Genomic DNA, 10,971 nt, shown 5'->3' with positions numbered 1-10,971 from the left:
GGTTCCCCGGTCTTGGCGGTGGCGGTGGCCATGGTGGTGGGTTCGGCGGCTTCGGCGGCGGCGGTCACGGTGGCGGCTTTCACTTCTGAGTCCGCAACTGTCACCCGCCGTTAGCCTGACGCTCAGCACCACGACGCGATTAGCTCATCGCGGCCCCCTACACAGGAGGCATGCGATGCACCGTCTTCGGCACGGGCTACCTCGGAGCGACCCACGCGGTCGGGATGGCGCAACTCGGCCACGACGTCATCGGCGTCGACATCGACCCCGGCAAGGTCGCCAAATTAGCCGGCGGTGACATCCCGTTCTACGAGCCGGGTCTGCGGAAGCTGCTGACCGAAAACCTTGCGGCCGGTCGACTGCGGTTCACCACGGACTACGAGCTGGCCGCCGAGTTCGCCGACGTGCATTTCCTGGGGGTGGGCACCCCGCAGAAGAAGGGTGAATACGGCGCCGACCTGCGCCATGTGCACGCCGTCATCGACGAACTGGTGCCCCGGCTGACCCGCTCGGCGGTCATCGTGGGCAAGTCGACCGTCCCGGTCGGCACCGCCGCGGAGTTGGCCGACCGGGCCCGGGCGCTGGCGCTCGGCGGAGTCGACGTCGAGGTGGCCTGGAACCCGGAATTTTTGCGGGAAGGCTTCGCGGTGCACGACACCTTGCACCCGGACCGCATTGTCGTTGGGGTGCAGCCGGATTCGACCTGCGCGGAAGTCGCCCTGCGCGAGTTGTACGCCCCGATGCTCGATGAGGGTGTGCCGTTGTTGGTCACCGATCTGCAGACCGCGGAGCTGGTCAAGGTGTCCGCCAATGCCTTTCTGGCGACCAAGATTTCGTTCATCAACGCGATCTCCGAGGTGTGCGAGGCGGCCGGCGCCGACGTCACCGTGCTGGCCGACGCGCTGGGCTACGACCCGCGCATCGGCCGCAAGTTCCTCAACGCCGGGCTCGGATTCGGCGGCGGCTGTCTGCCCAAAGACATTCGCGCCTTCATGGCCCGCGCCGGCGAGCTCGGCGCCGACCAGGCGCTGACCTTCCTGCGCGAGGTGGACAGCATCAACATGCGCCGGCGCACCCGGATGGTGGAGCTGGCCACCACCGCCTGCGGCGGCTCCCTGCTGGGCGCCAACATCGCCGTGCTGGGCGCCGCGTTCAAACCCGAATCCGACGACGTGCGGGATTCGCCGGCGCTCAACGTCGCCGGCCAGTTGCAGCTCAACGGCGCCACCGTCAACGTCTTCGACCCGAAGGCGTTGGACAACGCGCACCGGCTCTACCCCACCCTGAGCTACGCGGTGTCGGTGGCCGAGGCCTGCGACCGCGCCGACGCGGTGCTGGTGCTCACCGAGTGGCCCGAGTTTGTCGACCTGGACCCCGACGAACTCGCCGAGCGGGTCCGCGCCCGCGTCATCGTCGACGGCCGCAACTGCCTGGATGTGCAGCGCTGGCAGCGCGCCGGTTGGCGGGTGCACTGCCTGGGGCGCCGCGTAACGTAACGCACGTGGATTTTGCGGCGGCACTTCTCAACGAAAACCGCGCATTCGGTGAATTGGTGCGCGCGGGCGACCCGGCAACCCCGATACCGACCTGCCCGGAATGGACCCTCAAGCAGCTGTTCCGCCATGTCGGCCGCGGCGAACGCTGGGCGGCGCAAATCGTCACCGAGCGACGCGACGACTACCTCGACCCCCGGACCATCGAGGGCGGCAAGCCGCCGGAGGACCTCGACGGTGCGATCGACTGGCTGTATGACGGGTCGCGGCAACTGGTCGACGCCGTCGAGCAGAGCGGCCCCGACACCCCGGTCTGGACTTTCCTGGGGCCGCGGCCGGCCGGCTGGTGGCTACGGCGCCGCTGCCACGAGATTCTGCTGCACCGGGCCGATGCAGCACTGGCGCTGGGGCAGTCCTTCACCGCCGCGCCCGAGCTCGCCGCCGACGGCCTCAGCGAGTTGCTGGACCTGACCACCGCGCTGGCCGGCGCACGCGGGCGGCCGCTGTCGCTGGCCGCGGATCAGACCGTGCACCTGCACGCCACCGACCCGGGGCTGGGGGAGCAGGGCGAGTGGACGATCAGCGCCGCCGACGGCCGCCTCCGCTGGGCCCACTCGCACGGTAAGGGCAGCGTGGCTGTGCGCGGCAGCGCCACCGACCTGCTGTTGGCGGTGTCGCGGCGAGTCCTGGTCACCGACACCGAAGCCGAGGTGTTCGGCGACGTCACCGTATGGCAGAACTGGCTGGACCATACGGCTTTCTGATCGGCACACGGTAGTTTCACACCATGACCACATCGGAGATCGCCACCGTCCTGGCCTGGCACGACGCGCTGACCACCGCCGACCTGGACACGTTGCTGAAGCTGTCCAGCGAGGACATCGAAGTCGGCGACGTGCACGGTGCCGGGCAGGGCCACCGGGCGCTGCGCGAGTGGGCCGGCTCCGCCAAGATCACCGCCGAATTGGGCCGGATGTATGTGCACAACGGCGTCGTGGTGGTCGAACTGCTGCCCGAGAGCCCCGAGGACACCACCGCGGCGGCCGCATTCCGGGTGGTGCACGACCACGTCACCTCGATCTTCCGGCACGACGACTTGTCCTCGGCGCTGACCGCCACCGAACTCACCGAGGCCGACCGCGTCGACTGAGGCGTTTAGGCTCAACGTATGCGCGGGATCATCCTGGCCGGCGGCTCCGGCACCCGGCTGTATCCGATCACCCTGGGCGTCAGCAAACAGCTGCTGCCGGTCTACGACAAGCCGATGATCTACTATCCGCTATCCACGCTGATGATGGCCGGCATTCGGGACATCCAGGTGATCACCACCGCCCACGACGCCCCCTACTTTCATCGGTTGCTCGGCGACGGTGCCGCGTTCGGGATCAACTTGAGCTACGCGGTCCAGGACCGACCCGAAGGCCTGGCGCAGGCGTTCGTCATCGGCGCTGACCACATCGGCACCGACTCGGTGGCATTGGTGTTGGGCGACAACATCTTCTACGGCCCTGGTCTGGGCACCAGTCTGAGTCGCTTCCAAAGCGTCAGCGGCGGAGCGATCTTCGCCTACTGGGTGGCCAACCCGTCCGCCTACGGGGTGGTCGAATTCGGCGCCGACGGGATCGCGGTGTCGGTGGAGGAGAAACCGGCCACCCCCAAATCCCACTACGCGGTGCCCGGCCTGTACTTCTACGACAACGACGTCATCGAAATCGCCCGCGGGTTACGGCCTTCCGCGCGGGGCGAATACGAGATCACCGAGATCAACCAGACCTACCTCAACCAGGGCCGGCTCAGGGTGGAGGTGCTGGCCCGCGGCACCGCCTGGCTGGACACCGGAACCTTTGATTCGCTGCTGGACGCCAGCGACTACGTGCGCACCATCGAGCGCCGGCAGGGCCTGAAGATCAGCACCCCCGAGGAAGTGGCCTGGCGGATGGGCTTCATCGACGACGAGCAACTGGCCGAGCGCGCCCGCGCCCTGCTGAAATCCGGGTACGGCGGCTACCTGCTGGAGTTATTGGAACGGCGCTGAGGGCTCTCAACCTCGCCGAGTGGGAATCTCACGACGCGACACACCGCTGATGCGTCGTGAGATTCCCACTCGGGTGCCGCCGTCGTCGCTGAGCGACGATTATCGCGCCGAAATGGCCGCGCCCGCGCGCCGCAAAGAACGTTCGGCGTTCTGGCGATCGTCGCCCATGCCAACGAACAGGTCGACGGTCATCGGGCCGAGGATGTGGCTGAGCGCGCGCCCGTCGTGCCCGAAGGTGCCGGTCAGTTCCAGCAACACCACGCCGTGCACCATGCTCCAGACCCGCCCGGCCAGGTCCACGGCGTCGTCCGCGCGGATCCGGCCGGTAGCCACGATCCGCTCGACCGCGGTGACCAGTTGCTGGAATGTCGCGGCCGCTACCGGCATCGCGGCGGTGTCGGGGTGGAACTGTTGCGGTGCCGCCAGACCGAACATCAGCCGGTATCGCTGCGGGCTGGCCAGTGCGAACTCCCGGTAGGCGTAGCCCATGACGAAGAAGTCGGCCATCGGGTCGTCGGTGGTCGGTGCCGATGCCAGCGCGGCACCGAACCGCTCAAAGGCCGCCGCAACAATCGCCTCCAGCAGCCCGTTCATCCCGCCGAAGTGGGTGTAGACCGCCATCGTCGAGGCCCCGATCTCGGCGGCGACCTTGCGGGCCTGTAATGCCTCCGGCCCCGCCTGTTCCAGCAGCCGGGTGCCGGCTTCGACTAAACGCTCACGCGGACTCAAACTCACCCTTGCCATCCTGCCATAACAGTGTTATACCTGAGCATAACATTGTTATGGACTGGAGGTGTCCGATGAGCAATCCCTACCTGGAGGGCGGGTTCGCGCCGATCGAGCGGGAGTACACCCTCACCGATCTGGACGTGACCGGGACGATCCCCGACTATCTGGATGGGCGTTACCTGCGCAACGGGCCCAACCCGGTCGGCGAAATCGACCCGGCCGTCTACCACTGGTTCATCGGGGACGGCATGGTGCACGGGCTGCGGCTCCGCGACGGCAAGGCCGAGTGGTACCGCAACCGCTATGTGCGCGGGCCGCTGACCGCCGCCGCCCTCGGCGAACAGCCGCCGGCCGGCCGGCACGTCGGGGCGTCGGGGATCGGCGCTAACACCAACGTCATCGGGCACGCCGGACGCACGTTCGCGCTGGTCGAGGGCGGCATCTCCTGCTACGAGCTGACCGAGGAGCTCGACACCGTCGGCGCCTGCGACTTCGACGGCACCCTGCCGGGCGGCTACACCGCGCACCCCAAACGCGACCCGGACACCGGCGAGCTGCACGCCGTGTCCTACGCGTTCAACCGCGGCAACACCGTGCAGTACTCGGTGATCGGCGCCGACGGCCGGGCGCGGCGCACTGTCGACGTCGAGGTGACCGGCTCGCCGATGATGCACGATTTCTCGCTGACCGAAAACCACGTCGTGTTCTACGACCTGCCGGTGACCTTCGACGCGCGCCAGGTCGCCGAGGGAACGGTGCCGCCGGGGCTGCGGCTGCCGGTGCGGCTGATCCTGAACGCCCTGATCGGCCGGGTCCGCATTCCCGACCCGATCACCGCCCGGCTGCCGATGCCGAAAAGCAGCATCCGCACCATGCCGTACCGATGGAACCCGAAATACCCGGCCCGGGTCGGGGTGATGCCCCGCGACGGCGGCAACGGTGACGTCCGGTGGTTCGACATCGAACCCTGCTACGTGTTCCACCCGATGAACGCCTACGACGACGGCGACACCATCGTGCTCGACGTGGTGCGGCACCCGAAGATGTTCGACACCGAGCTGCGCGGCCCGGCCGAAGGCCCGCCCACCCTGGACCGCTGGACGGTGGATCTGGCCGACGGCAAGGTGCGGGAGTCCCGGTTCGACGACCGGGGCCAGGAGTTCCCGCGGGTCGATGAGCGCCAGGTCGGCAAGCGGCACCGGTTCGGGTATGCGGTCGGTGTCGGCGACGTGGCACCGGTAGCGACGTTGCTCAAACACGACCTGGTCGCCGGCACCACCACGGAACGCTCATTCGGGGCCGGAAAACAGCTCGGCGAGTTCGTCTTCCAGCCCGCGGCCGCGAACGCCGACGAGGACGACGGCGTCCTGATGGGCTTCGTCTACGACAGCGCGACCGATCGCAGCGACCTGGCCATCCTGGACGCTTCGACGCTGGACACCGTCGCCAGCATCCACCTGCCGCACCGGGTTCCCGCGGGTTTCCACGGCAACTGGGTGCCGGCCGGACAATAAGACAGAGGAGTCGACATGACCACTACCTTGGTAACGCCCACGGCGCCACGCCGCCGGGCGTCGACCAATCCCGCCGCGCGGGTGGGCGACCCCGAACGGGAACGCACCGCCGCCCAGCTCGGGCAGGCATTCACCCAGGGATACCTGTCGATGACCGAGTATGAGACCCGGCTGGGCGGGGCCTTTGCGGCCCAAACCGTTGGCGCGCTCAATCAACTGATCGAGGATCTGCCGATCGAGCGGATCAGCCGGCGGGACCCGAAACGTCGCGCCGCGCAGCTCGCCGCCGCCCGGCGCGGGGTGCGGATTCACCTGGCCGCCTACCTGGCGGTGTCCGTGCTGATGCTCGGCATCTGGCTGGCGACCGCCGTGACCGTCGGTGCGTGGTATTTCTGGCCGGTCTGGCCGATCCTCGGCTGGGGCATCGGCGTTGTCTCGCACGCGATTCCCGTTCGCGCGTGTGCGGGTAACAACGGCCGCGGCTGACGCCGAGCAGACGCAGAATCGCACGATCCGAGCCGGATTCGTGCGATTCTGCGTCTGCTCGCGCCCGAAACTACTGCCGGTAGCTGGCCAGGAAGTTGCCCAGCCGCTCGATGGCCTGGGACAGGTCCCGCGACCACGGCAGCGTCACGATGCGCAGGTGATCCGGGGCGGGCCAATTGAATCCGGTGCCCTGGGTGACCAGGATCTTCTCCTGCAGTAGCAGGTCGAGCACCAGCTGTTCGTCGTCGGCGATGTCGTGGACCTCGGGGTCCAGCCGCGGGAACGCGTAGAGCGCGCCCGCCGGTTTGACGCAGGACACCCCGGGGATCTCGTTGAGTTTGGTCCAGGCGACGTCGCGCTGCTCGAGCAGCCGGCCGCCCGGCAGCACCAGGTCCTCGATGCTCTGGTGCCCGCCCAGCGCCACCTGGATCGCGTGCTGGGCGGGAACATTCGGGCACAACCGCATATTCGCCAACAGGTTGATGCCCTCCAGGAAGCTGCTGGCGTGCTCCTTGGGGCCGGTGATCGCCAGCCAGCCGGCCCGATAGCCGGCCACCCGGTAGGCCTTGGACAGCCCATTAAAGGTCAGGCACAACACATCCGGGGCCAGCGAGGCGAGGCTGATGTGCTGCGCGTCGTCGTAGAGAATCTTGTCGTAGATCTCGTCGGCGAGCAGCAGCAGCTGATGCTTGCGGGCCAGATCGGCGATCTGGGACAGGACTTCGCGGCTATACACCGCCCCGGTCGGGTTGTTCGGGTTGATCACCACCAACGCCTTGGTGCGCTCGGTGATCTTGGATTCCAAATCGGCGATGTCCGGCTGCCAGCCCTGGGTTTCGTCGCACAGGTAGTGCACCGGGGTGCCGCCGGCCAGCGAGGTCGACGCCGTCCACAGCGGGTAGTCCGGGGCCGGGATCAGCACCTGGTCACCGTTGTCCAGCAGCGCCTGCAGGGTCAGGGTGATCAGCTCGGAGACCCCGTTGCCCAGGTAGACGTCGTCGACGTCGAAGCGGGGGAAGCCGTCGACGAGTTCGTAGCGGGTGACCACCGCGCGCCGGGCCGGCAGGATGCCCTGCGAGTCGGAGTAGCCCTGGGCATACGGCAGCGCCTGGATCATGTCGCGCATGATGACGTCGGGCGCCTCGAAGCCGAACGGCGCCGGGTTGCCGATGTTGAGTTTGAGGATGCGGTGACCCTCGGCCTCCATCCGCGAGGCCTGCGCGTGCACCGGGCCGCGGATCTCGTAGAGGACGTCCTGCAGCTTGGAAGACTGCGCGAACGTGCGCTGCCGCTGCTGATGCCCGGTGGTATGCCACGGCAGCTGATGAGTCGTCACGTTCACCATGGTGCCATGGCTGTCCAATGAGAATTTGCCGAACTACAAGTCAGGGCCGCGCTGGCGTGCCACGCGCGGCCCTGACTTGCTGTTTCAGCGTTTGCCCGGCGGCCGGGCTCCCTTGGCGATCCCCAGGCCCTTGGCCGGCGTCTCGGCCTTGGGCGCGGCCGCTTCACCATCGCCCGCACCGGCGGCTGGCTCCGGTTCCTTGGCGGCCGGGGCCGGTTCGGCGGCCGGCTTCGCCGCGGCCGGGGCGGCCTTCTTGGCGCCGGGGCGTTTGGCGCCGGCAGCGAGACCCAGCCCCTTGACCGGGGCCTGCTGCTTGGGCTCGGTCGCGGTGCTGGCCGGCTCGGTGGCCGTGCTGGCCGGTTCGGTCGCGGTGCTGGCCGGTTCGGCGGCAGCGGGTTTGGCGGCCGCCTTCTTGGCCCCGGGTCGCTTGGCGCCCGACGCCAGGCCCAACCCCTTGGCGGGTGCGGGTGCCTTGGCCTCTTCGGCCGGCTTGTCGGCGGCCTTGGCCGCCGCCGGGGCGGCCTTCTTGGCGCCGGGGCGTTTGGCGCCGCCGGCCATACCCAGGCCCTTGACCGGGGCCGCGGCCTTGGCCGGCGCCTCGGGAGCCGCTGCCTTCGCCTCCTCCTTGGCGGGTGCCTCGGCGGGGGCTTCGGCCGGAGCCGGCGCGGGTGCGGCCGCGGCCTTGGCGGCCGCCTCTTCGGCCGCGGCGCCCTTGGCCGGCAGCGTCACCGTGCTGCGGTCCAGGGACTCCAGCAGCAGCTGCGCGACGTCGCGGATCTCCACGTTGTCGCGGCCGGCGGCTTCGGCGCGGTCGTCGACACCGTCGGTGATCATCACCCGGCAGAACGGGCAGGCGGTGGCGATGGTGGTGGCGCTGGTGGCCAACGCCTCGTCGACCCGCTCGTGGTTGACCCGCTTGCCGATGTGCTCTTCCATCCACATCCGCGCACCGCCGGCACCACAGCACAGCCCGCGGTCGGCGTGCCGCGGCATCTCCACCAGGTTGGCGCCGGAGGCGTTCACCAGCTCACGCGGCGCGGCGTACTCCTTGTTGTGCCGGCCCAGGTAGCACGGGTCGTGGTAGGTGATGTCCTGCGAAAAGGGCTTGACCGGTACCAGCTTCTTGTCCCGCACCAGCCGGTTGAGCAGCTGGGTGTGGTGCAGCACCGTGTAGTTGCCGCCCAGCTGCGGGTATTCCCGGCCGATGGTGTTGAAGCAGTGCGGGCAGCTGGTGATGACCTTGCGCTCGGCCTGCTCGCGGCCCTCGAACAGCTCGTCGAGGGTCTCGACGTTCTGGGCGGCGAGCTGCTGGAACAAGAACTCGTTCCCGGAGCGGCGCGCCGAGTCCCCGTTGCAGGTCTCCCCGGTCCCCAGCACCAGGAACTTCACCCCGGCCACGGCCAGCAACTCGGCGACCGCCTTGGTGGTCTTTTTGGCCCGGTCCTCATACGCCCCGGCGCAGCCCACCCAGAACAGGTACTCGTAGCCGTCGAAGCTCTCCACGTCTTGGCCGTAGACCGGGACGTCGAAGTCCACCTCGTCGATCCAGTTGGTGCGGTCCTTGGCGTTTTGACCCCACGGGTTGCCCTTGGTCTCCAGGTTCTTGAAAAGCACCGACAGCTCGGTGGGGAACTCCGACTCCACCAGCACCTGGTAGCGGCGCATGTCGAGGATGTGGTCGATGTGCTCGATGTCCACCGGGCACTGCTCGACGCACGCCCCGCAGGTGGTGCACGACCACAGCACGTCGGGGTCGATCACCCCGCCCTGCTCGGCGGTGCCGACCAGCGGCCGGGCGGCCTGCTCGGGTCCGGAGCCACCGATGCGCTCGAAGCCCTTCTCCGGCACGTGGTGGCCGGCCAGCGGCTTGGCGTCGGTCAGGTCGATGTCCATGGCCGGCGCGTCCTTGTTACCGAGCAGGTAGGGCGCCTTGGCCATCCAGTGGTCGCGCAGATCCATGATCAGCAACTTCGGCGACAACGGTTTGCCGGTGTTCCAGGCCGGGCACTGCGACTGGCACCGCCCGCACTCGGTGCAGGTGGCGAAGTCGAGCATGCCCTTCCAGGTGAAGTCGTCGATCTTGCCGCGGCCGAACACCGCGTCCTCCGGCGGGTCCTCGAAGTCGATGGGCTTGCCCTCGTACTCCATCGGCAGCAGCGGGCCCAGCCCATTGGGCAGCCGCTTGAAGGCGACGTTGATCGGCGCCAGGAAGATGTGCAGGTGCTTGGAGTGCAGCACGATGATCAGGAACGCCAGCATGATCCCGATGTGCAACAGCAGGCCGATGGTCTCGATCCACTCGTTGGTTGTCGAGCTGAAGTGCGAGAACCATTTGCCGAACAACTCCGAGGCGAACGCGCCGCTGCGGTAGGGCAGGGTGCCGTTGTTGACCGCGGACCCGCGCACCAGCACGTAGCTCCACACGACGTTGAAGATCATGAACAGGATCAGCCAGGCGCCGCCGTTGTGCGAGCCGTAGAACCGCGACGCGCGGCCCAGCTCCTTGGGATTGCGGATGACGCGGATGACCGCGAAGGTCGCGATACCGATCGTCACCGCGACGATGAAGAAGTCCTGCAGGAAACCCAACACCGGCCAGGTTCCGATGATCGGGATGTGGAAGTGGTCATCGAACAGGAACCCGTAGGCCTCGATGTAGACGGTCAGCAGCACGAAGAACGCCCACATGGTGAAGAAGTGCGCCAGGCCGGGGATGGTCCACTTCAGCAGCTTGCGCTGCCCGGCGACCTCGGTGACCTCCGTCTGTAGGCGCACACCGACCTCGTCGGTGCGTCCGCTCACCGGCTGCCCGGATAGGACCAGCTTGGCCAGCCACAGGATCCGCCGGCCGGACAACGCCAAGATGACAGCCGTCATCCCCAGGCCGACAACCAGTCTGATCAGCATCTGTGTGGTCACGGAGCGTCTCTCCAATCCCGAAGTTACTCAGCGGTAACTAATCACATGTTACTGGCCGGTAACTTAATCAGTTCCCTGCTCAGCCTGCCCATAGTGACATCTTCCGGTGCCCGCCCGCGACAAAGGTTGCCCTAACTTGCCCGACGGGCGTGCCCTGCCGCTGAGTGTGCCGGGTGTCGACCCGGTGAGCCGGGTTATCGCGAAAAAGCCGCGATGCGGACCCGGTGTCCTACTCGCCGGTGGCGCCGGCGGTGGTCTGCGGCGCTTGGGTGGTCGGCGCCGCGGTCGTGGTCGGCGCTTGCGTGGTGGTGGGCGCCTGCGTGGTGGTGGTCGGCTGCTGCGTCGTGGTGGTGGGCTGCGTGGTCGTGGTGGTCGGCTGGGTGGTGGTGGTCGTGGTCGTCGACTCGGTCGTCGTCGTGGTGGACGAGGTGGTGGTGGTCGACTCGCTGC

At 68.2% G+C, this 10,971-nt stretch carries 10 protein-coding genes; 7 read left to right on the top strand and 3 right to left on the bottom strand.

Going from position 1 to position 10,971, the window contains the following annotated elements; all coding sequences use genetic code 11:
• The first annotated feature begins 170 nt into the window (after positions 1 to 170).
• Genes BKN37_RS23010 through rfbA form a run of 4 tightly spaced genes read left to right on the top strand, consistent with a single transcriptional unit; the run spans position 171 to position 3,528 of the window.
• A complete protein-coding gene (locus tag BKN37_RS23010) occupies positions 171 to 1,496 on the top strand; it encodes a UDP-glucose dehydrogenase family protein (protein WP_071029258.1) in 1,326 nt (441 codons plus the stop codon).
• A gap of 5 nt (positions 1,497 to 1,501) precedes the next feature.
• Entirely contained in the window at positions 1,502 to 2,257 is a 756-nt protein-coding gene (locus BKN37_RS23005; protein ID WP_071029257.1) for a maleylpyruvate isomerase family mycothiol-dependent enzyme, read from the top strand.
• 23 nt (positions 2,258 to 2,280) lie between these two features.
• Complete coding sequence (locus tag BKN37_RS23000) at positions 2,281 to 2,643, top strand: nuclear transport factor 2 family protein (protein ID WP_071029256.1); 363 nt, start codon at positions 2,281 to 2,283, stop codon at positions 2,641 to 2,643.
• An 18-nt stretch (positions 2,644 to 2,661) separates the two neighbouring features.
• Positions 2,662 to 3,528, top strand: coding sequence for a glucose-1-phosphate thymidylyltransferase RfbA (gene rfbA / locus BKN37_RS22995; RefSeq protein WP_071029255.1), 867 nt, complete (start codon positions 2,662 to 2,664; stop codon positions 3,526 to 3,528).
• A gap of 99 nt (positions 3,529 to 3,627) precedes the next feature.
• On the opposite strand, the gene BKN37_RS22990 is transcribed toward rfbA, so the two are convergent.
• On the bottom strand, positions 3,628 to 4,263 hold the full coding sequence (locus BKN37_RS22990) for a TetR/AcrR family transcriptional regulator (RefSeq protein ID WP_071029254.1): 636 nt from the start codon (positions 4,261 to 4,263) through the stop codon (positions 3,628 to 3,630).
• A 65-nt stretch (positions 4,264 to 4,328) separates the two neighbouring features.
• Between BKN37_RS22990 and BKN37_RS22985 the strand changes: the two genes are divergently transcribed.
• Together BKN37_RS22985 and BKN37_RS22980 are read left to right on the top strand one after the other, a co-directional pair.
• Positions 4,329 to 5,771, top strand: a complete 1,443-nt coding sequence (locus tag BKN37_RS22985; protein WP_071029253.1) for a carotenoid oxygenase family protein — start codon at positions 4,329 to 4,331, stop codon at positions 5,769 to 5,771.
• 15 nt (positions 5,772 to 5,786) lie between these two features.
• Positions 5,787 to 6,257 carry a DUF1707 domain-containing protein gene (locus tag BKN37_RS22980; RefSeq protein WP_071029252.1) on the top strand — a complete coding sequence of 157 codons (471 nt, stop codon included), beginning with the start codon at positions 5,787 to 5,789 and terminating at the stop codon, positions 6,255 to 6,257.
• 70 nt (positions 6,258 to 6,327) lie between these two features.
• Here BKN37_RS22980 and BKN37_RS22975 read toward each other — a convergent pair whose 3' ends face one another.
• Both BKN37_RS22975 and BKN37_RS22970 read right to left on the bottom strand, forming a co-directional pair.
• A complete protein-coding gene (locus tag BKN37_RS22975) occupies positions 6,328 to 7,620 on the bottom strand; it encodes a pyridoxal phosphate-dependent aminotransferase (RefSeq protein ID WP_071029251.1) in 1,293 nt (430 codons plus the stop codon).
• A gap of 66 nt (positions 7,621 to 7,686) precedes the next feature.
• Positions 7,687 to 10,521, bottom strand: coding sequence for a heterodisulfide reductase-related iron-sulfur binding cluster (locus BKN37_RS22970; RefSeq protein WP_071029250.1), 2,835 nt, complete (start codon positions 10,519 to 10,521; stop codon positions 7,687 to 7,689).
• A gap of 224 nt (positions 10,522 to 10,745) precedes the next feature.
• Between BKN37_RS22970 and BKN37_RS29335 the strand changes: the two genes are divergently transcribed.
• Positions 10,746 to 10,971 (top strand): hypothetical protein (locus BKN37_RS29335; RefSeq protein ID WP_071029249.1); only part of this gene is annotated, 226 nt, incomplete at its 3' end.

Origin of the sequence: Mycobacterium talmoniae, assembly GCF_001854525.1 — a bacterium.
Classification (GTDB): domain Bacteria; phylum Actinomycetota; class Actinomycetes; order Mycobacteriales; family Mycobacteriaceae; genus Mycobacterium; species Mycobacterium talmoniae.
The sequence above is the reverse complement of the archived record's forward strand: the minus strand, read 5'-3'. Positions and strand labels throughout refer to the sequence as shown.

What these genes read in the sequence shown, in the direction of transcription:
- BKN37_RS22980 (WP_071029252.1), top strand. Translation starts at nt 5,787, where the DNA reads ATGACCACTACCTTGGTAACGCCCACGGCGCCACGCCGCCGGGCGTCG.
- BKN37_RS22985 (WP_071029253.1), top strand. Translation starts at nt 4,329, where the DNA reads ATGAGCAATCCCTACCTGGAGGGCGGGTTCGCGCCGATCGAGCGGGAG.
- BKN37_RS23010 (WP_071029258.1), top strand. Translation starts at nt 171, where the DNA reads ATGCGATGCACCGTCTTCGGCACGGGCTACCTCGGAGCGACCCACGCG.
- BKN37_RS23000 (WP_071029256.1), top strand. Translation starts at nt 2,281, where the DNA reads ATGACCACATCGGAGATCGCCACCGTCCTGGCCTGGCACGACGCGCTG.
- rfbA (WP_071029255.1), top strand. Translation starts at nt 2,662, where the DNA reads ATGCGCGGGATCATCCTGGCCGGCGGCTCCGGCACCCGGCTGTATCCG.